28 protein-coding genes are annotated in these 24,096 nt (G+C 72.3%); 20 read left to right on the plus strand and 8 right to left on the minus strand.

Features of this window, described 5'->3' with window-relative positions; genetic code table 11:
* Positions 1-58 precede the first annotated feature (58 nt).
* The 5 genes from ACFFBG_RS09265 to ACFFBG_RS09285 all read left to right on the plus strand — a co-directional run bounded on the left by ACFFBG_RS09265 (position 59) and on the right by ACFFBG_RS09285 (position 4,253).
* Positions 59-1,321 (plus strand): MurT ligase domain-containing protein, encoded by a 1,263-nt coding sequence (locus ACFFBG_RS09265; RefSeq protein WP_375477894.1) that lies wholly within the window; start codon positions 59-61, stop codon positions 1,319-1,321.
* Positions 1,318-2,043, plus strand: coding sequence for a type 1 glutamine amidotransferase (locus ACFFBG_RS09270; RefSeq protein ID WP_375477896.1), 726 nt, complete (start codon positions 1,318-1,320; stop codon positions 2,041-2,043). Before ACFFBG_RS09265 ends, ACFFBG_RS09270 begins: the two co-directional genes overlap by 4 nt.
* The gene (locus ACFFBG_RS09275; protein ID WP_375477898.1) at positions 2,040-2,735 is read left to right on the plus strand and encodes a hypothetical protein; all 696 of its coding nucleotides are present in this window, start codon (positions 2,040-2,042) and stop codon (positions 2,733-2,735) included. Before ACFFBG_RS09270 ends, ACFFBG_RS09275 begins: the two co-directional genes overlap by 4 nt.
* A 92-nt stretch (positions 2,736-2,827) precedes the next feature.
* A complete protein-coding gene (locus ACFFBG_RS09280; protein WP_375477900.1) occupies positions 2,828-3,355 on the plus strand; it encodes a peptidylprolyl isomerase in 528 nt (175 codons plus the stop codon).
* Positions 3,356-3,485: 130 nt separating this feature from the next.
* Positions 3,486-4,253: a rhomboid family intramembrane serine protease gene (locus ACFFBG_RS09285; protein WP_375477902.1), complete on the plus strand. Its 768-nt coding sequence runs from the start codon at positions 3,486-3,488 to the stop codon at positions 4,251-4,253.
* A 31-nt stretch (positions 4,254-4,284) separates the two neighbouring features.
* On the opposite strand, the gene ACFFBG_RS09290 is transcribed toward ACFFBG_RS09285, so the two are convergent.
* Together ACFFBG_RS09290 and ACFFBG_RS09295 are read right to left on the minus strand one after the other, a co-directional pair.
* Positions 4,285-4,707, minus strand: coding sequence for a PH domain-containing protein (locus tag ACFFBG_RS09290; RefSeq protein ID WP_375477904.1), 423 nt, complete (start codon positions 4,705-4,707; stop codon positions 4,285-4,287).
* Between the two features lie 75 nt (positions 4,708-4,782).
* Positions 4,783-5,067, minus strand: a complete 285-nt coding sequence (locus ACFFBG_RS09295) for a cell division protein CrgA (RefSeq protein ID WP_375477906.1) — start codon at positions 5,065-5,067, stop codon at positions 4,783-4,785.
* A 128-nt stretch (positions 5,068-5,195) separates the two neighbouring features.
* Here ACFFBG_RS09295 and ACFFBG_RS09300 point away from each other — a divergent pair, with 128 nt between their 5' ends.
* Genes ACFFBG_RS09300 through ACFFBG_RS09315 form a run of 4 tightly spaced genes read left to right on the plus strand, consistent with a single transcriptional unit; the run spans position 5,196 to position 7,658 of the window.
* Positions 5,196-5,966: a DUF881 domain-containing protein gene (locus ACFFBG_RS09300; RefSeq protein ID WP_375477908.1), complete on the plus strand. Its 771-nt coding sequence runs from the start codon at positions 5,196-5,198 to the stop codon at positions 5,964-5,966.
* 10 nt (positions 5,967-5,976) lie between these two features.
* A complete protein-coding gene (locus tag ACFFBG_RS09305; protein ID WP_375477910.1) occupies positions 5,977-6,804 on the plus strand; it encodes a class E sortase in 828 nt (275 codons plus the stop codon).
* Complete coding sequence (locus tag ACFFBG_RS09310) at positions 6,804-6,965, plus strand: hypothetical protein (protein ID WP_375477912.1); 162 nt, start codon at positions 6,804-6,806, stop codon at positions 6,963-6,965. Before ACFFBG_RS09305 ends, ACFFBG_RS09310 begins: the two co-directional genes overlap by 1 nt.
* A 33-nt stretch (positions 6,966-6,998) precedes the next feature.
* On the plus strand, positions 6,999-7,658 hold the full coding sequence (locus ACFFBG_RS09315) for an aminodeoxychorismate/anthranilate synthase component II (RefSeq protein ID WP_375477914.1): 660 nt from the start codon (positions 6,999-7,001) through the stop codon (positions 7,656-7,658).
* 85 nt (positions 7,659-7,743) lie between these two features.
* Here ACFFBG_RS09315 and ACFFBG_RS09320 read toward each other — a convergent pair whose 3' ends face one another.
* Entirely contained in the window at positions 7,744-8,307 is a 564-nt protein-coding gene (locus ACFFBG_RS09320) for an HhH-GPD-type base excision DNA repair protein (RefSeq protein ID WP_375477916.1), read from the minus strand.
* A gap of 126 nt (positions 8,308-8,433) precedes the next feature.
* Between ACFFBG_RS09320 and ACFFBG_RS09325 the strand changes: the two genes are divergently transcribed.
* Positions 8,434-9,903: a cryptochrome/photolyase family protein gene (locus ACFFBG_RS09325; RefSeq protein ID WP_375477918.1), complete on the plus strand. Its 1,470-nt coding sequence runs from the start codon at positions 8,434-8,436 to the stop codon at positions 9,901-9,903.
* Between the two features lie 7 nt (positions 9,904-9,910).
* On the opposite strand, the gene hutH is transcribed toward ACFFBG_RS09325, so the two are convergent.
* Positions 9,911-11,497 carry a histidine ammonia-lyase gene (gene hutH / locus ACFFBG_RS09330; protein ID WP_375477920.1) on the minus strand — a complete coding sequence of 529 codons (1,587 nt, stop codon included), beginning with the start codon at positions 11,495-11,497 and terminating at the stop codon, positions 9,911-9,913.
* A gap of 24 nt (positions 11,498-11,521) precedes the next feature.
* Here hutH and ACFFBG_RS09335 point away from each other — a divergent pair, with 24 nt between their 5' ends.
* Genes ACFFBG_RS09335 through ACFFBG_RS09345 form a run of 3 tightly spaced genes read left to right on the plus strand, consistent with a single transcriptional unit; the run spans position 11,522 to position 14,604 of the window.
* Positions 11,522-12,508, plus strand: coding sequence for an NAD(P)H-quinone oxidoreductase (locus ACFFBG_RS09335; protein ID WP_375477922.1), 987 nt, complete (start codon positions 11,522-11,524; stop codon positions 12,506-12,508).
* 38 nt (positions 12,509-12,546) lie between these two features.
* On the plus strand, positions 12,547-13,161 hold the full coding sequence (locus tag ACFFBG_RS09340) for a bacterial proteasome activator family protein (protein ID WP_375477924.1): 615 nt from the start codon (positions 12,547-12,549) through the stop codon (positions 13,159-13,161).
* A complete protein-coding gene (locus tag ACFFBG_RS09345) occupies positions 13,162-14,604 on the plus strand; it encodes an acyl-CoA synthetase (RefSeq protein WP_375477926.1) in 1,443 nt (480 codons plus the stop codon).
* A gap of 69 nt (positions 14,605-14,673) precedes the next feature.
* Here ACFFBG_RS09345 and ACFFBG_RS09350 read toward each other — a convergent pair whose 3' ends face one another.
* On the minus strand, positions 14,674-15,489 hold the full coding sequence (locus tag ACFFBG_RS09350) for an HAD family hydrolase (RefSeq protein WP_375477928.1): 816 nt from the start codon (positions 15,487-15,489) through the stop codon (positions 14,674-14,676).
* A gap of 24 nt (positions 15,490-15,513) precedes the next feature.
* A complete protein-coding gene (serS, locus tag ACFFBG_RS09355) occupies positions 15,514-16,773 on the minus strand; it encodes a serine--tRNA ligase (RefSeq protein WP_375477930.1) in 1,260 nt (419 codons plus the stop codon).
* A gap of 118 nt (positions 16,774-16,891) precedes the next feature.
* Between serS and ACFFBG_RS09360 the strand changes: the two genes are divergently transcribed.
* The 5 genes from ACFFBG_RS09360 (at position 16,892) to ACFFBG_RS09380 (ending at position 19,700) form a co-directional block, all read left to right on the plus strand.
* Positions 16,892-17,194 carry a WXG100 family type VII secretion target gene (locus tag ACFFBG_RS09360; RefSeq protein WP_375477932.1) on the plus strand — a complete coding sequence of 101 codons (303 nt, stop codon included), beginning with the start codon at positions 16,892-16,894 and terminating at the stop codon, positions 17,192-17,194.
* Positions 17,195-17,255: 61 nt separating this feature from the next.
* Positions 17,256-17,546: a WXG100 family type VII secretion target gene (locus ACFFBG_RS09365; RefSeq protein WP_375477934.1), complete on the plus strand. Its 291-nt coding sequence runs from the start codon at positions 17,256-17,258 to the stop codon at positions 17,544-17,546.
* Positions 17,547-17,551: 5 nt separating this feature from the next.
* Complete coding sequence (locus ACFFBG_RS09370; protein ID WP_375477936.1) at positions 17,552-18,901, plus strand: hypothetical protein; 1,350 nt, start codon at positions 17,552-17,554, stop codon at positions 18,899-18,901.
* Positions 18,902-18,909: 8 nt separating this feature from the next.
* Positions 18,910-19,314, plus strand: coding sequence for a hypothetical protein (locus ACFFBG_RS09375; RefSeq protein WP_375477938.1), 405 nt, complete (start codon positions 18,910-18,912; stop codon positions 19,312-19,314).
* A 68-nt stretch (positions 19,315-19,382) separates the two neighbouring features.
* Positions 19,383-19,700 (plus strand): GroES family chaperonin, encoded by a 318-nt coding sequence (locus ACFFBG_RS09380; protein ID WP_375477940.1) that lies wholly within the window; start codon positions 19,383-19,385, stop codon positions 19,698-19,700.
* 192 nt (positions 19,701-19,892) lie between these two features.
* Here ACFFBG_RS09380 and pheA read toward each other — a convergent pair whose 3' ends face one another.
* Together pheA and ACFFBG_RS09390 are read right to left on the minus strand one after the other, a co-directional pair.
* A complete protein-coding gene (pheA, locus tag ACFFBG_RS09385) occupies positions 19,893-20,816 on the minus strand; it encodes a prephenate dehydratase (RefSeq protein ID WP_375477942.1) in 924 nt (307 codons plus the stop codon).
* 169 nt (positions 20,817-20,985) lie between these two features.
* Positions 20,986-21,507, minus strand: coding sequence for a DUF4446 family protein (locus tag ACFFBG_RS09390; RefSeq protein ID WP_375477943.1), 522 nt, complete (start codon positions 21,505-21,507; stop codon positions 20,986-20,988).
* Positions 21,508-21,651: 144 nt separating this feature from the next.
* Here ACFFBG_RS09390 and ACFFBG_RS09395 point away from each other — a divergent pair, with 144 nt between their 5' ends.
* Positions 21,652-22,254, plus strand: a complete 603-nt coding sequence (locus ACFFBG_RS09395) for a TMEM165/GDT1 family protein (RefSeq protein WP_375477945.1) — start codon at positions 21,652-21,654, stop codon at positions 22,252-22,254.
* Between the two features lie 51 nt (positions 22,255-22,305).
* The gene (locus ACFFBG_RS09400; RefSeq protein WP_375477947.1) at positions 22,306-24,033 is read left to right on the plus strand and encodes a DEAD/DEAH box helicase; all 1,728 of its coding nucleotides are present in this window, start codon (positions 22,306-22,308) and stop codon (positions 24,031-24,033) included.
* Positions 24,034-24,096: the final 63 nt, after the last annotated feature.

The following is a 24,096-nucleotide window of genomic DNA, read 5'->3' on the forward strand; positions in this document are numbered from 1 at the left end:
TCGGCGGCGCGCCCCTTCGGTCGTCCTGCGTGACCGCGGCGTCGGTAGCGTGGGAGCGGTGAACCTGCTCGCGGTTTGGCTGGGCAAGCTCACCCTGCTGGCCCTGCGGGCGATCGGCCGGCGCGGCAATGCCCTGCCCGGTCTGGTCGTCGAGAAGGCGTTTCCCGGCTACCTGGCGCGGGCGATGGCGACGCTGCCGCACGGCGTCGTCGTCGTGTCCGGCACGAACGGCAAGACGACGACCACCAAAATGGTCGCGACCCTGCTCGACCAGCGGCTCCGGGTGCTGACCAACGACACCGGCTCGAACTTCGTCCGCGGCGCGATCACCGCGACCGTCGAGCACGCGCGCTGGTCCGGCAGCCTGCCCTACGATGTCGCAGTGTTCGAGCTGGACGAGGCGTGGGCAGTGCGGTTCGTCGAGCGGGTGCCGCCGCAGAGGGCGCTGCTGCTCAACGTCATGCGCGACCAACTCGACCGGTTCGGCGAGATCGACACGACGGCTCGCCTGCTGGCGAAGGTGGCCGCCGCGACCACCGGGCACGTCGTGCTCAACCGGGACGACCAACGGATCGCCGCGCTCGCAGGCGCCACCGGGGCCGAGGTGTCCTACTACGGCGTCGCGCCGCGGTTGCGGGAGTTGTTCCCCAACGACGAGGAGCTCTACGGCGGCCCGCTGCACATGTCCGAGCTGCCCGCCGCGGTCGAGCTGCGCGAACTGCCCGGACCTGGTCGGGGCGCGCTGACCCTGTGCATCGAAGGCGCCGAGCACGACGTCGTCCTGCGCGCCGAGGGCGCGCACAACGCCCAGAACGCGTGTGGCGCCGCCGCCGTCGGGCTGACTTTCGGTTTGCCGCCGCAGGCCGTGGTCGACGGGCTGGCAGCGGTCTCGCCCGCCTTCGGCCGCGGGCAGATGTTTGCAGTCGACGGCCGCGACGTCGTGTTGCAGCTGGTGAAGAACCCGGCCGGCTTCCGGCAGACTCTGCGGACCGTCCAGACGGATCCGCCAGCTGCCGTGGTGGTCGCGATCAACGACGACTACGCCGACGGCCGGGACGTGTCCTGGCTCTGGGACGTCGAGTTCACCGCGCTGGCGCGGCTGCCCGCGCGGCGGTCGACGGCAGGCACTCGCGCCGCCGACATGGCCGTCCGGCTCAGCTATGACGACGTGGCGGTGGACGAGGTCGAGCCGGAGCTGGAGAAGGCGGTGCGAGCCGCGGTCGCCGCGGTGCGGCCGGGAGAGCGCGTCGTCGTCTTCAGCACCTACACCGCGATGTGGACGCTGCACGCGGTGCTGCAGCGGATCGGAGTAGCCGGATGAACCCGCTGACCCTCGTCCACCTCTATCCGCGCGAGATGAACATCTACGGCGACACCGGAAACGTCGTCGTGTTGCGCCGTCGTCTCGAGTGGCGCGGCCTGCCGGTGCAGGTCGTGCCGGTCAGCGTCGGCGACCGGCTGCCGACCGCCGCCGACGTGCTGCTGGGCGGCGGCGGCCAGGACGCCGCGCAGGGCGAGATCGGCGCCGATTTTGCCAGCCGCGGCCCGACCCTGCGCGCGATGGCCGACGACGGAGTCGTGGTGCTCGCCATCTGCGGCACCTATCAAATGCTCGGCCACGAGTTCGTCACCGTCGACGGCGAGCGGATCGAGGGCGTCGGCGTGCTCGACGTCGTCACCCGCGGCGAGCGGGAGCGGCTGATCGGCAACAACGCCGTGGACACCGCGGACACGTTGGGCGCCGGGCGGCTCGTCGGCTACGAGAACCACAGCGGCATGACGACGCTCGGGCCGGCCGCGGCGCCGCTCGGCCGCACCTCGACCGGCCGCGGCAACAACGGCCGGGACGGCACCGAAGGCGCCGTCCGCGGCAACGTGATCGGGACCTACCTGCACGGGCCGGTGCTCGCGAAGAGCCCCCGGTTCGCCGACGAGCTCTTGCGGCGCGCGCTCGCCCGGCGGGGCGAGCCAGTCGATCTCGCCCCGCTGGACGACACGTTGCCGGAGCTGGCCGCTCGGGTCGCCGTCGGCCGCCCGCGGTGAGCTGCCCCCGAACGAATGGCCCGCGGACGAACCGGCTGCGGGCACTCGCGTACGCGGCCGTGGCGGCCGGCGTGCTCGCCGGTTGCACGGCCAGCGCGACGTCGTCCCCGACCTCGCCCGCGGTCACGCACACCGTCGTCGAGGGCACCCGAACGGCGACCAGCGCGCCGGCGATCAGCCCGCCGCGGCCGGCGAAGTCCGTCCAGCCGCTGCCGCCCGGCCGCGCGCCGCGCGCCGGCGAGGCGCAGCGGGCGTGCCCGTACATCCGGACCGGGCTGGACGAGGATCCGGCTGGCGCGAAGAGCGCCAACGTCGCCGACATCGAGGGCGACCGGGTGTACCGGACGGTCGTGCTGACCCGGCTGCGCCCGGTCGGCTGCCGGTTCTACTTCTACGCCCCGCCCTACGAGGCGACGGCTGAGATCCGGCCGGCGACCTACCCGACCGCGACCGCCGCCCGCGACGCCATGGTGCTCACCGCGCGCACCGGCACCGAGCAATTGACCGAGCGAGATTTCGTCGCCGGCCTGACCGGCATCTGCTACCGCACAGCCTTCTTCGGCCCGGACGGCCGGCGGGACTGGGCCTTCGTGTTCGCGAAAGGCCGGGTGCTCGTCACCGTCTACACCCAGCGCTCGGATACCTCCCGCAACGCCTTGTACCTCGCCCAGGCCATCGCCGCCAAATTTTGAGGTCAGCCCAGGCGTGGCAGGATGAACGGTCGACATCCACTCGAAGGCGACGTCCTCTCAAGGCCGACACCCGCTAAAGGAATGGTGCTGCTGTGCCCGCCACTCAGATCGCCGTCTTGCACACCAGCGAGGGCGACATCCGCATCGAGCTGTTCGGCAACCACGCGCCGAAGACGGTCAAGAACTTCGTCGACCTCGCCAGCGGCGGTCGGGAGTGGACGCACCCCGGCACCCGCCAGAAGTCCAACGACCCGCTCTACGACGGCACGATCTTCCACCGGGTCATTGCCGGGTTCATGATCCAGGGCGGCGATCCGCTCGGCGAGGGCTACGGCGACCCCGGTTACAAGTTCGGCGACGAGTTCCACCCGGAGCTCGCCTTCGACCGCCCTTACCTGCTGGCGATGGCGAACTCCGGGCCGAACACTAACGGCTCGCAGTTCTTCATCACCGTCGGCCGCACGCCGCACCTCAACCGCAAGCACACGATCTTCGGCGAGGTCGCCGACGCGGACAGCCGCGCGGTCGTCGACAAGATTGCGTCGACCCGCACCGGCCGCAACGACAAGCCGGTCGAGGACATCACCATCACGTCCGTGACCGTGGAGCCCGCGGCCTGACCGTCGGGTCGTCTCCGCCCTCATGAGTCAGCCGCCCGACGCAGCGACCGCCGCACGCTGCTACCGCCATCCGAAGCGGGAGGCCTGGATCCGCTGCACCCGCTGCGAGCGGCCGATCTGCCCGGATTGCATGCGGCCGGCGTCCGTCGGCTTCCACTGCCCGGACGACGTCGAGTCCGGCGCCCGGTCGGTGCGCCGACCGCGCAGCGCGGTCGGCGCGCGGTTGTTGGATTCCCCGCCATTCGTCACGATCACGCTCATCGCGTTGAACGTGCTCGCCTACGTCTACACGGGAATCCAATCAGTGAGCGGGTTCAACGATCCGGCGGCGTCCCCGCCGTCATCGCTGTTCAACCGCTGGGAGCTGGTGCCCGAGTTCGTCCACGGCGACTCGGACTACTACCAGCTGCTCACCTCGGCGTTTCTGCACGCCAACCTGCTGCATATCGCCTCGAACATGCTCGCGCTGGGGGTGATCGGGCCGCCGCTCGAGGCGCTGCTCGGCCGCTGGCGATTCACGTCGGTGTACCTGCTCGCCGCGCTCGGCGGCAGCGCCGCGATCTACGCCTTCGGCAACTCCATCGGGCCCACCGTCGGCGCGTCCGGCGCGATCTTCGGGCTCTTCGGCGCCGCCCTGCTGCTGGTGCGCAAGCTCGGCCTCGACCCGCAGTGGCTGGTCGGCATCGTCGTGTTGAACTTCGTCCTGACCTTCTCGGTCCCGGGCATCTCGAAGCTCGGCCATCTCGGCGGATTCGTCGTCGGCGCGCTGGCCGGGTTGGCGCTCGGGGGCCTGCCGAACGTCGGCCGACGCGTGCCGAGCGCTATCCAGGCGGCCGGGCTGGCTGGGGTGGCCGCGCTCGTCCTGGTCGTCGTGGCGGTGCGCACCGCCACCTGGTGACGGGTCGGCGCCAGGCGTCGCCGGCCCGGCGTCAGCGCGGGCGGAACGCCGCGATCACCTCCGCGACGTCGTGCGGGTCGGTGTTGAGCGCGCGGCGGCTGAGGACGGCGAGCATGGGCCCGGCGTCGATCTCGAGCGTGGTGCTGCGCAGCCCCAGCCGGGTGCGCGCGTCGGCTCGGACGTCGTCGATCTCGGCCCACCCGAGCGTGGCCCGCACGAGCGGCGACCGGATCACGATCCCGTCGCCGCCGACGACGAGCCGGGGCGTGAACAGCACGTCGGCCGACACGTAGGCGGCGAGGACCACAGCGGCGATGCCGGCGAGCAGCCGGCCCTGCGCGTCCGAGCTCAGCGCCGCGATCAGCGCCGCGACGACGCACCCGCCCAGGGCGCCGGCTGTCGGCCGAGGGTCCGGCCGGAAGGCGGCCTGAGCAGGCCGAGAATCGTCGTCCACAGGTTTGTCCCCAGCTGGGGATAGAACTACAGGTGTGTAATCACAGGCGTGGACAAAGTGTGGACGTTGGCCGGCTCACCGCCAGCGGACCGCCATGACGAGCCCGAGCAGCATCACGCCGAAGCCGATGGCGAAGTTCCAGGTGCCGAGCGGGGCCATCACCGGGATGTGCGGCGAAGTGCCGCTGTTGGTCAGGTAGTACACGACCATCCAGGCCAGGCCGAGCACGAGGACGACCGCCATCACGATCGGGTACCAGCTCGGGCTGGGCGCGAGCGCCCGGGTGCGCGCCGGCGCGCTGGCGCCAGCGGTGGCGCGCAGCGGGGCGTCCGGCTTCTTGCGGACCTTCGACTTAGGCACGTGTCACTCCAGGCTCGCCCGGCGCGGTTGCGTCGGCATCCAACTGTCAGCTTCGTCTGCGAGGATTGCGCGGCGGCGCAACCTCTGCCGCCTGCAACCTATGCCGTCAGCGTAGTGGAGGCCGCTGCGTGAAGAGGCTCGTCGCGCGGGGCCTCCGCCTCAGGAGCGCAGCGCTGGCGGCCCGCAGGACGCCCTGGCGGGTGCTCGTGCCGGTCGCCTGCCTGGTCGCTGGACTCGGTTTCGCCGTCAGCGCGCGTGACTCGGCCGGAACCGACCTGCGCGCGCCCGGCTCGGCCAATCTCGTGGACACCGTCCGCGCCGCCGAACGGCGGGTGCAGACCCTGAACACCGCGATGCGCTCGCTGCAGGCCGAGGTCACCAAGGCGGAGGAACGCGCCGGGCAGGACAACACCGGGGTCGCGGCCGCACAGGCGCGCAGCGGGCCGCTGCGGGCGCCCGCCGGCCTCACCGCCGTGGCGGGGCCGGGGCTGCTCGTCGTCCTCGACGACGCGCCGGCGCAACCGGCCAGCGGCACCGTCGACCCGAACCAGCTCGTCGTGCACCAGTCGGACCTGCAGTCGGTGGTCAACGCGCTGTGGGCCGGCGGGGCCGAAGCGATGACGATCGCCGGCCAGCGCGTCATCGCGACCTCGGCGGTGCGCTGCGTCGGCAACACGCTGCTGCTCAACGGCGAGGTCTTCTCTCCCCCGTTCCGGGTCGAGGCGATCGGGCCGGCCGCGGCGATGCAGGCGCGCCTCGCACAGTCGCCGGGAGTGCGGCTGTTCCGGGAGGCGGCGACCTACTACGGCCTCGGATACACCGTCGCGCCGCGTGGACGATTGAGCCTGCCGGCCTTCACCGGCGCGGTCACGCTCGGCTACGCGCACGCGGACGGGTGACAATCGACCTATGTCGGCCACTTCGCTCGAACCCCCACCCGCGCAACCGGCCGACGACGCGCGCGCGCGCCGCGCCGACCGAGTGCGGTTCGCGCTGCGCGGGGTTGGGCAGACGCTGATCACGCTCGGCGTCGTCGCGCTGTTGTTCGTCGTATACGAAGTGTGGGTCACCAACCTGTTCGCCGACGCCGACAACCGTCGCCAGATCAGCGTGCTGGAAAAACACTGGGAACAAGACACGGTCGACCCGCTCACCCTCCCGAAGGGCGGTGTCGCGACACTGCCCGTCGGGAAAGGCATCGCCATCCTCTACATCCCGCGGCTCGGCCGTGATTACACCGAGGCGATCGTCCAGGGCGACGAGGTGCCCGACGACGCCCAGCTCGAGCAGGGCGTCGCGCACTACGGCAGCACGGCGCTCCCCGGGCGACGCGGGAACTTCGCGGTCGCGGGTCACCGGGTCGGCAAGGGCGAGCCGTTCCTCAACATCGACAAGCTGCGCGCCGGCGACCCGTTGATCGTGCAGACGAAGTCCGATTGGTTCGTCTATCGCGTGCTCGGCGCCCCGGCCGGCGCCGACCCACAGCACGCCCGCGACACGGCGACCGGGCTGCCCGGGCGAGAGATCGTCTCGCCCTCGGACGGCGAGGTGCTGCTGCCCTACCCCAACCACCCCGGCGCCCGCGGGCCGGCGGCGCTGATGACCCTGACGACCTGCCATCCCAAGTTCACCGCGACGCACCGCATGATCGTGTTCGCGCGGCTGACGAGCACGAGCGCGGCGAGCGGGTCGGCGATGCCGGCGTCGGTCGCCGCCCTGTACGGAAGCGGGTCCTGATGTACAGCTGGATCTGGCGGCACCTGCCGGGGCCGCTCGTGGCGCGCCTCGGCGGCGCGCTGCTGCTGTTCGCCGCGGTCGCCGCGCTGCTGCTGTTCGTGGTGTTTCCCTGGCTCGAGCCGCACCTGCCGATCAGCCAGGTCACCGTCCCGAGCCACTGAATCGGCCGTGCGCGCTGACGTAGCCTCGACCAGGTGAGCGCGCGCGTCCTCGTCATCGACAACTACGACAGCTTCGTCTACAACCTCGTGCAGTACCTGGGCCAGCTGGGCGCCGACGTGGTGGTGCGGCGCAACGACGACGTCACGCCCGCCGAGCTCGACCGGCTCGGCGTGAGCGGCGTGCTGATCTCCCCCGGCCCTGGCACGCCGCACGACGCCGGCCAGTCGATGGCATTCGTCGAGGCCTGCGCGAGCCGGGAGCTGCCGCTGCTCGGCGTGTGCCTCGGCCATCAGGCGATCGGCGCGGTGTTCGGCGCGCCGGTGCTGCGCGCGCCGGAACTGCTGCACGGCAAGACGAGCGAGGTCGTGCACGACGGTACGGGCGTGCTCGCCGGACTGCCCTCGCCGTTCACCGCCACCCGCTACCACTCGCTGGCCGTCTGCGCCGAGGACCTGCCCGCCGAGATCCTGGTGACCGGGCGGACGCCGTCCGGGATCGTCATGGCGCTGCGGCACGAGTCGCTGCCGATCGAGGGCGTGCAGTTCCACCCGGAGTCGGTGCTGACGCAGGGCGGCCACCGGATGGTCGGCAACTGGCTGCGGTTCTGCGGGGCGGATGTCGACGAGGCGCTTCTCGACCGGCTCACCCGCGGCGTCGAGACGCTGCGCGCGGCCGCCTTCGCCGGCGTCTGAGCAGCGCAGGATCGGCTTGCAGCGCAGGCTCGGTTAGCAGCGCGGCTCGGCTAGGTAGGCGGCGCCCGGCAGGCGCCAGGTCCGGTCAGGACGACTTCGCGGCGGCCTTCTGCTGCTGCTTGAAGCTGCGCACGGCCTTGCGGGACGCGTCGTCGACCACGTCGGCGATCGAGCGGGTGGCGCCGTCCGCGCCGTAGTCGCCGGCGGCCTCGCGCCAGCCGTTGGGTCGGACGTCGAACTGCTTGCCGAGCAACGCTGCGAAGATCTTGGCCTTCTGCTCGCCGAAGCCGGGCAAACCGCCGATCCTGCGCACCAGATCCGGGCCGTCGGCCGCGCCCGTCCAGACGGCCTCGGCGTCGCCGTCGTAGCGCTCGACGAGGAGCTGGGCGAGCGCCTGCACCCGCTTCGCCATCGCCGCCGGGAACCGGTGCAGCGCCGGCGGCTCGCGGAAGACCGCTTCGAACTGCTCGGGGTCGTGCATCGCGATCGCCCGGGCGTCCAGCTGGCCGCCGAGCCGCTCGCGCAACACCTGTGGCGAGGTGAACGCCTTTTCCATCGGGATCTGCTGGTCGAGCAGCATGCCGATCAGCAGCGCCAACGGGTCGCGCTCGAGCAGGGCGTTCGCCTGCTCGGTGGTGGCGAGATACATGCTCCGATCCTGGCACGGCCGCACCTGTCCCCGCCCGGCTTCGCACGAGGTGGTCGATTCTGGAGATCGACTTCGACCACCGCGTGCGGGAAGCCGAAGTCGCTTCGCGGGGGTAAGCAGAGCAAGGTGACGACCCGGTGGATCTTTGGCGATCAGCTCGGCCCGCACTTCGTCGACGACGCTGACCAGCGCGTGCTCATGATCGAGTCAAAGGCGGTGTTTCGCCGCCGTCGTTTCCACCGGCAAAAGGCGCATCTGGTCCTCTCGGCGATGCGGCGCCGAGCCGCCAAACTGGGCGACCAGTGCCAATACGTCCGCGCCGACACGTACGCCGAGGCGCTCGCCCAAGTCGACGAGCCCCTCGCGGTCTGCCACCCGACCTCGCGCGCGGCGCTGGACTTCGTCCGCGGCCAGCGAGTCGAGGTGCTCGACCCGCGCGGCTACGTCACGTCCCTCGCCGACTTCGCGGCCTGGGCCGACGGCCGGGGCCGCCGTCGCCTGCTGATGGAGGACTTCTACCGCGACGCCCGGCGCCGAGCGGACGTCCTCATGGACGGCGTCGAGCCGGCCGGCGGTCGCTGGAACTTCGACCACGACAACCGCGAGCCGCCGCCGAAACAGCCGACGCTCGGCCTTCCGGAGCGCTGGACACCGACCGAGGACGACATCGACGAGGAGGTCCGCGCCGACCTCGACCGGTGGGCTGCTGAGGGAATGCGATTTCTCGGTGTGGACGGCCCGCGGCGGTTCGCTGCCTCGCGCGCCGAGGCGCTGACCGCCGCGCAAGACTTCATGGCGAACCGGCTGCCGGCGTTCGGCGCGCACGAGGACGCGATGCTGCGCGCCGACCCGTGGTTGGCCCATTCGATGTTGTCGGCGCCGCTGAACCTGGGCCTGCTCGATCCGATCGAGCTCCTCCGGCTGGCCGAGCGCGAGTACCGCGAAGGCCGCGCGCCGATCGCGTCGGTGGAGGGGTACGTGCGCCAGGTGCTGGGCTGGCGCGACTACGTCTGGCACATGTACTGGCACCAGCCGCGCGGCTACCGGCGGCGCAACGAACTCGGCGCGACGACTCGCCTGCCGCGCTGGTTCGCCGAGCTCGACCACGATTCCGTCGACGCCGTCTGCCTGTCCGACGTGCTGAAGAACGTGTCCGAGCACGGCTGGGCGCACCACATCCCGCGGCTGATGGTGCTCGGCAATTACGCGATGCAGCGCGGCTGGCGCCCGAGCGAGGTGAGCGACTGGTTCCATCGCGCGTTCGTCGACGGCTACGAGTGGGTGATGACGCCGAACGTCGTCGGCATGTCCCAGCATGCGGACGGCGGCGTCATGACGACGAAGCCCTACGCCGGCGGCGGCGCCTACATCAACCGGATGAGCGACTACTGCGGCGGCTGCCGGTACGACCCGAAGGTGCGCGTGGGGGAAAACGCGTGTCCGTTCACGGCGGGCTACTGGGCCTTCCTCGACCGCAATCGGCAGCGGCTGGCCGGCAACCACCGGATGGCGCAGCCACTGCGCGGCCTCGATCGGCTCGCCGATCTCGACGAACTCGTCGCACAGGAGCGGGAACGAGGATCCCGCGCACCCTGACCGGCCGTCAGCGCAGCGGAGCGGGCAGCGTAGCGTCGGCCGCGGCCACCGCGGCGCCGGATCGGACGAACTCCACCGCCGCCTCGATCTCCGGCGACAGGTGCCGGTCAGGCCCCGGGCCGGGCACGGTCTCCCGCAGCGCGGCCACGACCGCGCCGGTCGCCGGCCCTGGCGCGATCGGCGCGCGCAGCTCAAGCGCTCGCGCCGCGGTCAGCAGCTCGATGGCGAGCACCCGGGTGAGCGCGTCCACCGAGCGGCGCAGCTTGCGCGCGGCCGACCAGCCCATCGAGACGTGGTCCTCCTGCATCGCGCTCGACGGGATCGAGTCGACGCTGGCCGGCGCCGCCAGGCGTTTGAGCTCCGACACCAGCGCCGCCTGGGTGTATTGGGCGATCATGTGGCCGGAGTCGACGCCGGGGTCGTCGGCGAGGAACGGCGGCAGCCCCCGGGAGCGCGTCGCGTCGAGCATCCGGTCGGTGCGCCGCTCGCTGATCGAGGCGACGTCGGCGGCGGGGATGGCGAGGAAGTCGAGCACGTAGGCCACCGGCGCGCCGTGGAAGTTGCCGTTCGACTGCACCTGCTCGCCGGCCCCGACAGAGCCGTCGACGTCGTCCACGTCGTCCAGGTCGTCCAGCAGCACGACCGGGTTGTCGACGGCGGCCGCCAGCTCGTGGCCGGCCACCGTCCGGGCATGGGCGAGGGTGTCCCGAGCGGCCCCGGCGACCTGCGGGGCGCAGCGCATCGAGTACGCGTCCTGCACGTACACGCAGTCCGGCCCGGCGTGCGAGGCCACGATCGGCGAGCCGGCGAGCAGCGCGGTCATGTTCGCGGCGGCCACCGCCTGGCCGGGCTGCGGACGCAGCGCCTGCAGGTCGGCGCCGAAGACCCGCGCGGTGCCGAGCATCGCCTCGACGCTCATCGCGGCGCTCAGGTCGGCGGTGCGCAGCAGCAGGTCGAGGTCGGCGCAGGCCAGCAGCAGCTGGCCGAGCATCCCGTCCGTGCCGTTGATCAGCGCCAGGCCCTCCTTCTCGGCGAGGTCCACCGGCGCGAGGCCGTGCCCGGCGAGCGCGTCGGCCGCCGGCAGCGCCGTGCCGCCCGACGTGCGGATCGTCCCCTCGCCGAGCAGTGCGAGCGCGACGTGCGCGAGCGGCGCGAGGTCGCCCGAGCAGCCCAGCGAGCCGAACTCGCGGACCACCGGCGTCAGCCCGGCGTTCAGCAGCCCGGCGAGGGCGGCGGCCGTCTGCGGGCGGACGCCGGTGTGCCCGGTGGCGAGCGTGGCCAGCCGCAGCAGCATCATCGCCCGGACGACCTCGCGCTCGACCTCGGGGCCGGAGCCGGCGGCGTGTGAGCGGATCAGCGAGCGCTGCAGCAGCGCGCGGCGCTCGAGTGGAATGTGCTTCATGGCCAGGGCGCCGAACCCGGTCGAGATGCCGTAGTGCGGCTCGGCATCGCCAGCCAGCGCCTCGACGATCGCCCGCGATCGCGCGATCACCGCCTGTGCCGAAGCGGCCAATTCGACGCCGGCGCCGAGCCGGGCGACGGCGACGACATCGGCTTCGGTCAGCGGCCCGGCGCCGACGGTGATGCGAGGCATGGGCGTCACAGTACGGTCGACGGCGTGCGCGCTGTCGTGATCACTGAGCCCGGCGGACCCGAGGTCCTCGAGGTCCAAGAGGTGCCCGACCCGACCCCCGGGCCGGACGATGTCCTCATCCGGGTCGCCGCCACCGCGATCAACCGCGCCGACCTGCTGCAGCGGCAGGGCAACTACCCGCCGCCGGACGGCGCGTCGCCGTACCTCGGCATGGAGTGCGCCGGCACGATCGCCGCGGTCGGCGAGACGGTCGCGGGCTGGGAGGTCGGCGATCAGGTCTGCGCGCTGCTGGCCGGCGGCGGTTATGCCGAGCAGGTCGCGGTGCCGGTCGGCCAGTTGCTGCCGGTGCCGGCTGGCGTCTCACTGGTCGACGCCGCCGCGCTGCCGGAGGCCGCGTGCACGGTCTGGTCGATGGTGTTCGGTCCGCTCGCCGGCCGGCTGCAGCCGGGCGAGCGCTTCCTTGTCCACGGCGGCTCGAGCGGCATCGGCACGATGGCGATCCAGGTGGCGCACCGGTTCGGCGCCGAGGTCTTCTGCACCGCCGGCACCAAGCGCAAGGTCGATGTCTGCCGCAGCCTGGGCGCCGACCACCCGATCAACTACCGCGAGGAGGAGTTCGAGGAGGTCGTCCGGGAGCTCACCGACGGCGCCGGTCTCGACGTCCTGCTCGACAACATGGGGGCCAGCTACCTCCCGCGCAACATCGCGGCGCTCGGGGTCGGCGGCCGGCTGATCGTGCTCGGCCTGCAGGGCGGCGTCAGGGGCGAGCTCAACCTCGGCGCCGTGCTCAGCAAGCGGATCACGATCCACGCGGCCGGCCTGCGCGGCCGATCGCTGGCGCAGAAGGCGGAGATCGTCGCCGAGACGCAAGCCAACGTCTGGCCGATGATCGAGTCCGGCGCGGTGCGCCCGATCGTGGACCGCGTGTTGACCCTCGACGACGCCGGCGAGGCGCACCGGCTCGTCGATTCCAGCGAGCACATCGGCAAGGTGGTCCTGCGCGTGCCCTGAGCGGCAGTCCATCGGCGCGGCGAGGCAGACTGGACGACGTGAGCGAGCCCAGCGACAGCATTGCCCACCCGCAGGGCGCCGGCACGCAGGCGTCCGGCACGCAGGCGGCCGGCGCGGCCGATCCGGCCGGCGTCGTCGACGTCACCGAGGACGACGCGATCTCCGCCCAGGTGCAGCAGCCGGCGAAGGTGATGCGCATCGGCACCATGATCAAGCAGCTGCTCGAAGAGGTCCGCGCCGCGCCGCTGGACGAAGCCGGCCGGGCGCGGCTGCGGGAGATCCACGAATCCTCGATCCGCGAGCTCGAAACGGGCCTCGCGCCGGAACTGCGCGAAGAGCTTGACCGCATCACGATCCCGTTCGGCGGCGAGACGCCGTCCGAGGCAGAGCTGCGGATCGCCCAGGCGCAGCTCGTCGGCTGGCTGGAGGGCTTGTTCCACGGCATCCAGACGGCGCTGTTCGCGCAGCAGATGGTCGCCCGCCAGCAGCTGGAGGAGATCCGCCGCCGGGCGCTGCCCGGCGGCGGGGACGGCGGCCAGCACGTCATCGTCGGCCCGGGCGGTCAGATGATCATGCCGCCCGGTGTGCGGCTGACGCCGGCCTCCGGCGACGACGAAGAGCACGGCGGCCGCGGCACCGGCCAGTACCTGTAGGTGAACTTCGTCCGCGACGTCGTCGCCGGCCGGCCGGCAGGCGAGCTGGCCGTCGTCACGCTGGCCGCCGACGGCGCCCGCCGGGAGTGGACGTTCGGCGAGCTGCTGGCGGCCAGCGGATCGCTTGCCAACGCCTACCTCGACCGCGGGGTGGCGCGCGGCGAGACGGTGCTGACGCTCGTCGGCAACACCGTCGAATACGTCGTGTCGATCCTGGCCGGGCTGCGCATCGGCGTCGCGACGCTGCCGTGCAGCGAGCAGCTGCGGCCCAAGGACCTGCAGCTGCGACTGCGCCGCGCCCGGCCGGCGCTGGTGCTCGCCGACGTGCGCAATCGCGCGGTGGTCGACGCTGCGGCGCCGGGTTGCCCGGTGCTCGACGTGCCGGCCGCGTCGTTGCTCGGCGGCGACCCGCAGGCGCCGTTCGCCGGGCTCGGCCCGACGGACCCGGCGTTCGTGCTGTTCACGTCCGGGACGAGCGGCGAGCCGAAGCTGGTGACGCACGGGCAGCGTTACGTCGCCGGCCAGCAGCTGCAAGCGGCCGAGTGGATGGCCGCGCGCCCGGGCGAGCTGGTGTGGTCGACGGCCGCGCCGGGCTGGTCGAAGTCGGCGCGCAACAGCTTCCTGGCGCCGTGGTTCGGCGGGGCTGCCGCGTTGCTGCAGGACGAGCGCTTCGTCCCGGCCCGCCGGCTGGCCACCGTTCGCGCCGAAGGGGTGCGGGTGCTGTGCATGGCGCCGACCGAGTATCGGCTGATCGCCGCGGCCGGGCCGATCGGGCCGCTGCCGTCGCTGCGCCGGGCGATCACCGCCGGCGAGCCGCTCGGCGTGCCGGCCTTCGAGGCATGGCGCACGCAGACCGGCCTCGAGATCTCCGACGGGTACGGGCAGACCGAGACCGGCCAGGTCACCGGCGTGCGGCCGGGCGAGAGCGCGCCGCCTGGGTCGATGGGCCGGCCGTTGCCCGGGGTGCGGGCGGAAGTCGTCGACGGCGAGCTCGTCCTCGACCCGGCGAGCGTCCCGACGTTCTTCCTCGGCTACGACGGGTCGCCGGCGCCGGCCGGCCCGTGGCACACCGGTGACCAGGTGCGCCGCGACGACGACGGCTGGCTGTTCTTCGAGGCGCGGGCCGACGATGTGATCATCAGCTCCGGCTACCGGATCGGCCCGGCGGAGGTGGAGTCGACGCTGAGCGGGCATCCCGCGGTGCGCGAGTGCGCGGTTTTCGGGGTGGCCGACGATGCGCGCGGCCAGGTGGTGGCCGCGGCGGTGGTGCTGAGAGACCCCGGCCCGGCGTCCCCCGAACTGGTGAGCGAGCTGCAGGCGTTCGTGCGCGCCGAAACCGCGCCGTACAAGTACCCGCGGCGGATCTGGTTCGTGCCCGAGCTGCCGAAGACGACGAGCGGCAAGATCAATCGCGTTGCGCTGCGGGAGCAACTCTCGCGATGATCTCGGCGGAACCGCGCGAAAACGCGGGATCCGGCCGAGATCATCGAGGGCTCGAGGTTTTGTCAGGGCTCAGGGCAGCAGCGACTCGATCAGCTTCGCGACGGCGTCGTCGTCGTTGCTGCCGATGACCTCGTCCGCCGCGGCGACCGCGGCCGGATGCGCGTCGGCCACCACGTACGACCGGCCGGCCCAGCGCAGCATCGCGATGTCGTTGGGCATGTCGCCGACCGCGACGACCTGGTCAGCGCCGACGCCGTGCCGCGCCGCCAACTCGGCCAGCCCGGTGGCCTTGGTGACGCCCGGCGCGGAGATCTCCAACAGCCCGAACGACGACGAATGCGTGATCGTCGCGCGGCCGCCCACCAGGTCGAGCGCCGCGGCGAGGAACTCGTCGGCGTCGGCGGCGCGGTCCTTCGCGAGCAGCTTGACGCCGGGATCGGCGGTGATCTCGGCGAAGTCCGCGATGACCGGCCGGGCGATCGGCGAGCCGCGGCGGTCGTGGCTGGGGCTGATCTGCCAGTCGTGGACGTAGTCCTTCTCGGCGGCGAAGCCGTGCCCGTACTCGACGGCGAAATTGACGGCGGGAAACGCGGTGCGCAGCTCTGCGCCGAGCTCGCGCATCAACTCCGGCTCGAGCGCGTGGACGCTCAGCAACTCCTCGGCGGCCATGTCGTAGAGCACCGCGCCGTTCGCCCCAACGGCGACGCCGACGTGCCCGGTCTCCTCCACCAGCACGTCCAGCCAGCGCGGCGGGCGGCCGGTGACGAACGCGACGACCAGGCCGGCGTCGGCAGCCGAGCGCAGGGCCGCCCGCGTCCGGTCGGACACGGTGTTGTCGCTGCGCAGCAGGGTGCCGTCAAGGTCGGTGGCGAACAGCTTGATCATGACGGGTTGATCATGACGGGTTGATCATGGTGTCAGCAGCTCGCGGCCGCCGAGGTAGGGCCGCAGCGCCTGCGGCACGTACACCGTCCCGTCCGGCTGCTGATGGTGGTCCAGCAGGCAGGCGATGGTGCGGGCGACCGCGCACAGCGTCCCGTTCAGCGTGGCGACCGGCTCGGTTCCGCGATCCTGCGCAGCGCCCCGAGTGCGGACGTTCAGCCGCCGAGCCTGGAACGTGGTGCAGTTCGACGTCGACGTCAACTCGCGGTAGGCCGCTTGCGACGGGAACCACGCCTCGATGTCGAACTTGCGGGACGCGCTGGCGCCCAGGTCGCCGGCGGCGGTGTCGATCACCCGGTAGGCGAGCTCGAGGGAGTCCATGAACTCGCGCTCCCACGCGAGCAGCCGCCGGTGCTCGTCCTTGGCGTCGGCGGCCTCGACGTAGGAGAACATCTCCACCTTGTCGAACCAGTGCACGCGGATGATGCCCTTGGTGTCTTTTCCGTAGCTGCCGGCCTCGCGGCGGAAGCAGCTGGAGAAGCCGGCGTAGCGACGCGGCAGCTCGTCCAGGATTTCGCCCGAGTGGTAGCCGCCGAGCGCGACCTCCGAGGTCCCGACGAGGTACAGGTCGTCGTCGGCCAGCCGGTAGACCTCGCTGGCGTGCGCGCCGAGGTATCCGGTGCCGGCCATGATCTCCGGCTTGACCAGCGCAGGCGCGATGACCGGCGTGAACCCGGCGTCCATCGCCTGCGCCATCGCCATGTTGACAAGCGCGAGCTCAAGCTGCGCGCCGATGCCGGTGAGGAAGTAGAACCGCGCGCCGGACACCTTCGCGCCACGTTCGGTGTCGATCGCGCTGAGCCCGGCGCCGATCTCGACGTGGTCCTTCGGGTCGGCGACGGACGGCGGGGCGCCGACGATTTCGAGCGTCACGAAATCGTCCTCACCGCCGGGCGGCACGCCGTCCTCGACGATGTTGGCAATCGCGAGGTGCGCTTCTCGCAGCGCGTCGTCGGCGCGTTGCTGTTCGGCCTCGGCCGTCTTGACGTCGTCGGCGAGATGGCGAGCGCGGGTCAGGACGTGCGGCCGGTCCTCGGCGCTGGCCCTCGCGACCTCGCGGCCGATCGTCTTCTGCTCGGCCCGCAGCCCGTCCGCCCGGGTGACCGCGGCCCGGCGGGCGTCGTCGGCGGCGAGCAGGGCGTCGACCAGCGACTCGTCCGCCCCGCGCAGCCGCTGGGACGCGCGCACGGCGTCCGGGTCGTCGCGGACCAGCTTCAGATCGATCACAGTCCTCAGGTTACTGAGCGGCCCTTGGCGATTGTCCGGCCACGGTTGTCCACAGGCCGTCCGGACGCGGTCTCAAACTGCTTACGCTCTCGCCGGACACACCGAACGGGGGCGGGCGATGGGCGGATACCGGGTCGATCCGGCACAGCTCGCCGAGGTCGAGCGGGCGGTGCGGGGCGCCGCGGCGGCGGCGCGCGACGGGCTCGCCGAGCTTCGCGCCGCGGCCGCCGACACTCTGTCGAACGGTTGGCAGTCGCCGGCCGGCACGGTGTTCCGCGCCGGCTGGGACGGCTGGGTCGACGGGATCGTGGCGATGCTCGGCGCGCTGGACTTGCTCGGCGAGGCGGTGGGCGCGGCCGGCAGCGACTACGCCGGCGCGGACGCGGCGGTCGACGCCGCGGTTCGGCGGGCGGCGTCGTGACCGAGCTTGCGAGGTCATCAATGTGGCCAGCACGCCGTCATCGCCCGACGAAGGAGGGCGGATGACCCGCTTGGCGCTCGACCTGCCGGCGTTGGCCGAGCTGGTGGTCCGGATGGAGCGGTACGCGGCGCGGCTGGCTGCCGCCCACGACGACGTCGACCGGCGGGTTCGGGCGCTGCCCGTGTCGTGGACCGGCGAGGCGGCGCAGGCCCATTCCGCAGCGCACGCGGCGTGGTCGGCGGGGGCCGCGGAGACGAGGCACGCCCTCGCGACGCTGTCGTCCATCCTCGCCACCGCGCATGCGAACTATTCGGCCGCGGCGACGGTGAACCGCCGGATGTGGGCGCAATGACGGCCATGCTGGTCGTCGAAACCGCGGACTTCGTCGACGCGGCGAACCTCGTGTTCCACTCCGTCGGCAAGCCGTCGCAGACGGCCGTCTTCGGGCTGTCGGACGCGTTGAACGGCTGCGGCGGGATGGCCGGCGACGACCCGGCCGGCCGGGCGTGGGCGCAGAGCTACGACCCGGCCGCGGCGGCGGCGCTCGTTGCCGGCCGGGACACCGTGAACGCCTGCTACAACCTGGCCGAGCTGTTCGAGTTCTCCGCACTGAATTACGAGGCGGCGGACGCGGCGTCCTCGCCGGGCGCCCGCGCGGCGATCGCGGCGCAGACCGCACGGCTGCCTGGCGACGCCGCGATCAGCATGACCTGCTCGCCGCCCACCGCGACCGGCGTCGGAGCCGGTGCGCCGACGGGCTGGTCGATCGTCGAGGACCTGATCGGCCGCGTCTGGCCGAACGGGCACCAGGACCGGCTGCGAGCATGCGCCGCCGCGTGGCGTCGGGCGGCGGACGCGGTGACCGACGCGGCCGACATGGTGTGGTTGGCGTCGGTGCGGTTCATCCTCGACCAGCTGCCCGAGGCCGACGACATAGGGACCGTCTGCCTCGCAATGCGCGCTCGGATGCAGCGGTTGGGCGCGGTCTACAACTCGCTCGCCGAGGGGTGCGAGGAATATGCGCGGCACCTCGACGTCGCGCGTTCGTCGGTGCTCGACGCCCTCGGCGACCTCGCGTGGCAGACCGGGCTGATCGAGGGCGTCGGATTCCTGGCGTCCATCGTGACGGCGGGGGCGGCGCAAGCTCCGACGCAGGCCATCGAGGCGGGCCGGTTGGCGGCGATCGCGGCCAGGGTGCGGCAGCTGATCGAGGCATTCGCGGTTGCCGTGCGGCTGGTGCAGGCGAAGGTGGCCGCGGTCCTGGACACGGCGCGGGCGTTGAGCGCCGAGTTGCAGGCCGTGCTGCGGATGCGCGCGGCCGCGGCGAGCGTGACCGCGGCCCGCCGGTTGCCGATCGTGGGCCGAATCGGCGAGCAGGTCGCGGCTCTGCGCATCGCGACCGGGTTCCGTGGGCGCATCCTGGTCGGCATCGAGAACCCCAAACGGTTCGACCCGCAACTGTTGGAAGGGATGACGATGTCCCGAGTCCGCGCCAGCATCCCGAAGAACTGGAAGCGCGAGCCCACTAAGTCTGGCGGCGGCGAGATATTCATCGATCCCGAGCGATCGAACAGGCGCATTCGCATCATGCCTGGTTACGGAAAAGGCACGCGTCCGGAGGAGGTCACCTGGGGCCCTTATGTGACGGTGTCTCAGAACAGCGACAAGATCAAACTGCCGCTTGCTGGAAACCCGACTCTGCGATGAACGAGGCCGTGGTCGCCGGCGTGGCGCAGGAAGTGAGCGACATGCTCGGGGCTGGCCGGGTTGGCCTGTACGAGTTTTTCTGGGAGCTGAACGGGCCGCCACCCCGCGTGCCGCGCAGCGAGTATGTCGAGCACGCCAGGGCAGCGCTCGACCGGGTCATGGCGACCGAGGACGTCGTTCTGGTCTGGCACATCTGGGCCGACGGGAGTTATGAGGAAGAGGCCGACGTCAGCGCCCTCGACGACCCGCACGTATGGGACGACCCCACTGACGAGCCCTTTCTCGAAGTCATGCCGCGCGGCGACCTCGGATACGGCCCCGAGCTCGCCGCGAAGATGGCGGCCAAGGAGGCTGCGAAGGCCGCCAGATCGGCGCGGTTGCCAAAGATCTTCGGGGGGTCGGAGCGATCTTGATGCGATCTCCGGGTAGCAGCACCGCCATCTGCATCAAGATCGGACCTCGGCCCGTAGCGTGACGCAGCATGACTGAGCGGTTGCCGATCAAGATGCTGCACGACCGGGTGCTCGTTCGCGAGCCGACCGAGAACGGCGAACGGCGCTCGTCCGGCGGCATCCTCATCCCGGCCACCGCGCAGGTCTCGAAGCGGCTGATGTGGGGCGAGGTGCTCGCGGTCGGCAATCACGTCCGCGCCGTCGAGTCCGGCGACCGCGTGCTGTTCAGCCCGGACGACCGGTTCGAGGTCGAGATCGCGGGCGAGGAATTCCTGCTGCTGCGCGAACGCGACCTGCACGCCGTCGCCGCCGAGCGCAACGACCAGAACACCGGCCTCTACCTCTGATCCTGCTGCTGCCGCGGTAGTGCGTCAGGGCCTGGGTCGATCACGTTTTCCGGTCGGGGGACGTTGCGGATGCCGGCCAGCGTCCCCCAGGCCGGAAGAGCTGATCCACTGATCGATCAGCGGCGCTGCTCGCCGACCTCGTCGGACAAGGGCGCGCGGTCGGCACTCTGGCGATCTGTACAGTTCCGGCGGTCAGGACCGACCGGTCGAGCGGACCTGCGCCAGCCACGATCGCGCGTCCACGAAGTCGCGGTCGGCGCGGCCGGACAGCACCGCACCCTGCAGGCCGTCTCGGCGCAGGTACGAGCCGAGATAGCGGACGTCCCCGCAGATCCGGCGAAGCGCGGCCAGGGCGTCGCCCACCCGCTCGTCCGCCACATGCCCCTCGCAGTCGATCGAGAAGCAGTACTGCCCGATCCGGCCCTTCGTCGGCCGCGACTCGATGCGGGTCAGGTTGACGCCGCGGTTGCCGAACTCGCTGAGCAATTCCAGCAACGCCCCGGAGTGGTCCGCGCGCAGGTAGGCGACAATCGTGGTCCGGTCGTTGCCGGTCGGCGCCGCTGGCGGCGTGGGGCGGGTCAGCAGCACGAACCTGGTCACCGCGCTGTCGTTGTCGGCAATGCCGTCGGCGAGGACCTGCAGCCCGTAGATCTCGGCGGCCACCGCCGCGCCAACCGCTGCGTCGCACTCGCCGGCCGCGACGGCCGCCGCCGCGCCGGCAGTCGAGCCGACGAGCGCCACCTGCGCCGCGGGCAGTTGCGCCATCAGCCAGCGGCGCACCTGCGCCTCGGCATGCGGATGAGTCGCCACCGTCCGGATGTCGCGCAGCTCGGCGCCCGGCCGGCCGATCAGCGCGAACCGTACCCTTAGGTATGTCTCCTCGGCGATGACGAGCGGAGAGCCGGCGGCCAGCTCGTCCAACGTGGCCGGCACCGCGCCCTCGACGGAGTTCTCCAGGGGCACGAGCGCGGCGTCGGCGGCGGACGTGCGCACCGCGTCGATGGCGTGCGTGACGCTCGACATCGGCAGCAGCTTTGCATCCGTCGACACGGGCAACTGGCGCAGCGCGGCGTGCGCGAACGTCCCTTCCGGGCCGAGGAAGGCGATCGTCGTCACGGCGTCGACCCTATTGCGCCGGAGGAAGAGCGCTGTCATGCCGGTGGTGCGTCATGGCGCGCGCAGGGCATGACGAGTCCGACGAGGGGCGCCGCGTCATGGCGACTGGCCGTCATGGCGCGCGCAGGGCATGACAGTGGCGCGCGTCGGGAGGACGGCGCCGCAAGGGTCAGGCGGACTTGCGACTCAGCAGCCGGCGCTTGGCCAGTGCCGAGGACACCGCCTGCTGCTCCTCCGGCGACAGCTCGTTCTCGCCCTTGCCACTGCTGACGCCCTTTGCGTATACCCGGGTGTCCGTCGGACCGGCGATGGCGCTCACCGTGACGCCGTCGCCCTGCTCGTCCAGCAGCGCGAGCGAGAAGGACAGCCGCCCGGACATCTCGCCGAACGCGTCGTAGCGCACCAACGCGACGTTGCGCAGCGCGCCGGGCGTGCCGCCTGGCCCACCTGCGGCGGCCACGGTCGCGACCTGCTCGCGAAGCAGCCCGAGCTCCTCGGCCATCAGCTCGCACCGCTCGGTGTTGCGTTGCGTGGCCTCGATCAGCGACGCCTGCGCCTCAGGTCCGCGTGCGCCGCGGGACAGGACGGCGGTCGCGCGGCGAAGCTTCGCCAGTGTGCGCAGCGCGAAGTACGCGCCGACGACGGCGAGGTAGCCGAGGACCAGCGCGAACACCGCGACGTAGGTGAGCACCGTCGATCAGGCTATGGCCGCAAGCTGCGCGAATCCGGCAGACACGTCGAGCGCGACGACACCAGCGGCCGGCAAGCGAGCGCCGCGCACAGCCAGCCGGACCAGGGCGGGTGAGCACATAGTCCTCCGGCAGGATGGGCCGCTATGTCCCAGGTGACCGCCGCGCTGATCGCTCTCGGCGTCGTGCTGCTGGTCGAGCTGCCGGACAAGACTCTGGTCGCCTCCCTGATCCTGTCGACGCGCTACCGGTCTCGGCCGGTGCTGATCGGCGTCGCCGCGGCGTTCGCCGTCCAGTGCGCGATCGCGGCGGCCGCAGGCAGCGCGCTCACGCTGCTGCCGCGCCGCGTGGTCGAGGCGGTCGTCGCCGGGCTGTTCGCCGTCGGCGCGGCGCTGCTGATCCGTGAGTCGTTAGCCAAAGACGACGAGGATCCCGAGCTCGCGGAGGCACGCGAGGCGGCGCCCTTCTGGCGCATCGTCGCGACGTCCTTCGGCGTGCTGTTCGCCGCCGAGTGGGGGGACGCCAGCCAGATCGCGACCGCGGGCCTCGTCGCCCGCCGCAGCGGCGCCGCGCACGCAATCGCCACCGCGGTCGGCGCCTGGGTCGCGTTGGTGCTGGTCGCCGCGCTGGCCGTGGTCGCCGGCAGCGTCATCGTCCGGCGAGTGCCGCTACATCTCGTGCATCGGATCGCCGGCGCGGTGTTCGCGGTGTTCGCCGTACTGGCCGCGGTGGCCGCGATCCGAGATTGAGCGCGGGGAAGCGCGGAAAGCGGCGGGCGCGGACGTGCGAGGCTGGTCGGTGTGACGTCCTTCGACTCCCTCGGTCTGGCGGCTGAGCTGCAGCAGGCGCTCGACGCGCTCGGGTATGAGGAACCGACGCCGATCCAGCGCGAGGCGATCCCCGCCCTGCTCCGCGGCGCAGACGTCGTCGGGCAGGCGGCCACCGGCACCGGCAAGACTGCGGCCTTCGCGCTGCCGCTGCTGCAGCGCATCGTCCCGGGCGGGTCCGCGCCCCAGGCGCTCGTTCTCGTGCCCACCCGCGAGCTGGCCATCCAGGTCGCCGAGGCCGTCCACCGCTACGGCCGCCCGCTCGGCGCGCGGGTCCTCGCCGTCTACGGCGGCCAGCCGATCGGCCGGCAGATCCGGGCGCTCGAGTCGGGCGTGGACGTGGTGGTCGCGACCCCCGGCCGGGCCATCGACCACCTCACTCGGTCGACCGTGAGTTTCGCCGACCTGAGCACCGTCGTTCTCGACGAGGCCGACGAGATGCTCGACATGGGCTTCGCCGAGGACATCGAGGCGATCATGACGGCGGTGCCGGCCGGCCGGCAGACCGTCCTGTTCTCCGCCACGCTGCCCGCCCGGATCGACGGGTTGGTGCGCCGCTACCTGCGCGACCCGGTGACCGTCCGCATCACCCGCGACCAGTCCGCGGCCGGCACGGCCCGGGTGCGCCAGGTGGCCTACCTGGTGCAGCGGCAGCACAAGGCGTCCGCGCTCGGGCGAATCCTCGACGTCGAGGCGCCGACGGCCGCCGTGGTCTTCTGCCGCACCCGCGAAGAGGTCGACACCCTGGGCGAGACGCTGGGCGCGCGCGGCTACCGCGCGGAGGCCCTGCACGGCGGCATGACGCAGGACCAGCGCGACCGCGTCATGTCCCGGGTGCGCAATCGCAGCGCCGAGCTGCTCGTCGCCACCGACGTCGCCGCCCGCGGCCTCGACATCGACCACCTGACCCACGTCGTCAACTACGACGTCCCCTCCGACCCGGACGCCTACGTGCACCGCATCGGGCGGGTCGGGCGGGCCGGCCGCGACGGCGTCGCGATCACGCTCGTCGAGCCGCGCCACCATCGCCTGCTCAAGGCGATCGAGAAGGCGACGCGGGTGAAGATCGCCGTCGAGACGCTGCCGACCGTCGCCGATCTGCGCACCCGCCGCCTCGAGCTCACCCGGGCCGCGCTGTCCGACGCGCTCGCGGACCCGGACGGCAACGAGCGCTATCGCGTCGTCGTCGACACCCTGGGCGACGAGCACGACCTCGTCGAGATCGCGCTCGCCGCCGTGCGGCTCGCGCACGAGGCCAGCGGGGTCGACGAGGACGACACCGACATCCCGGTCGTGGCGGCACGTGCCGAGGATCAGGACGCACGCGCCGGCCGCCCGCCCGGCTCAGGACACGGAACAGGACACGGATCCGGGCACGGATCCGGGCACGGCGCCGGACTCGCCGGCAACGGCGGCGCGCGCACTCGCGACCACGGCCCGACCACCCGCATTTTCGTCAGCCTCGGACACGCGGCGAAGATCCGGCCGCAGGATCTGGTCGGCGCGATCGCCGGCGAGACCAGTCTGTCCGGCCGGCAGATCGGCGCGATCGAGATCACCCACAAGTACTCGACGGTCGAGATTCCCGCCGCCGCCGAGGCGGAGGTGGTCGCCGCGCTGCAGGCGACCCTCATCAAGGGCCGCAAGGCGCGGGTCGAGCGGTACAACCCACCCGCCCGTCGGAAGGAAGCGGATAGATGAGCTCACCCCACGAAATCGCTCGCAAAGAACACTCGCGATTCCGCAGCGGCCCCGGATGAGATC

Source organism: uncultured Jatrophihabitans sp. (assembly GCF_964251945.1).
GTDB lineage: Bacteria > Actinomycetota > Actinomycetes > Mycobacteriales > Jatrophihabitantaceae > Jatrophihabitans.

Excerpts from the sequence above, each read along its gene's own strand:
- ACFFBG_RS09320 (WP_375477916.1), bottom strand. The coding sequence starts at position 8,307 with ATGTATCTCGCCACCACCGAGCAGGCGAACGCCCTGCTCGAGCGCGAC.
- ACFFBG_RS09270 (WP_375477896.1), top strand. The coding sequence starts at position 1,318 with ATGAACCCGCTGACCCTCGTCCACCTCTATCCGCGCGAGATGAACATC.
- ACFFBG_RS09360 (WP_375477932.1), top strand. The coding sequence starts at position 16,892 with ATGGGCGGATACCGGGTCGATCCGGCACAGCTCGCCGAGGTCGAGCGG.
- ACFFBG_RS09285 (WP_375477902.1), top strand. The coding sequence starts at position 3,486 with ATGCGGCCGGCGTCCGTCGGCTTCCACTGCCCGGACGACGTCGAGTCC.
- ACFFBG_RS09395 (WP_375477945.1), top strand. The coding sequence starts at position 21,652 with ATGTCCCAGGTGACCGCCGCGCTGATCGCTCTCGGCGTCGTGCTGCTG.
- ACFFBG_RS09365 (WP_375477934.1), top strand. The coding sequence starts at position 17,256 with ATGACCCGCTTGGCGCTCGACCTGCCGGCGTTGGCCGAGCTGGTGGTC.
- ACFFBG_RS09380 (WP_375477940.1), top strand. The coding sequence starts at position 19,383 with ATGACTGAGCGGTTGCCGATCAAGATGCTGCACGACCGGGTGCTCGTT.
- ACFFBG_RS09305 (WP_375477910.1), top strand. The coding sequence starts at position 5,977 with ATGTCGGCCACTTCGCTCGAACCCCCACCCGCGCAACCGGCCGACGAC.
- ACFFBG_RS09350 (WP_375477928.1), bottom strand. The coding sequence starts at position 15,489 with ATGATCAAGCTGTTCGCCACCGACCTTGACGGCACCCTGCTGCGCAGC.
- ACFFBG_RS09310 (WP_375477912.1), top strand. The coding sequence starts at position 6,804 with ATGTACAGCTGGATCTGGCGGCACCTGCCGGGGCCGCTCGTGGCGCGC.
- ACFFBG_RS09370 (WP_375477936.1), top strand. The coding sequence starts at position 17,552 with ATGCTGGTCGTCGAAACCGCGGACTTCGTCGACGCGGCGAACCTCGTG.
- hutH (WP_375477920.1), bottom strand. The coding sequence starts at position 11,497 with ATGCCTCGCATCACCGTCGGCGCCGGGCCGCTGACCGAAGCCGATGTC.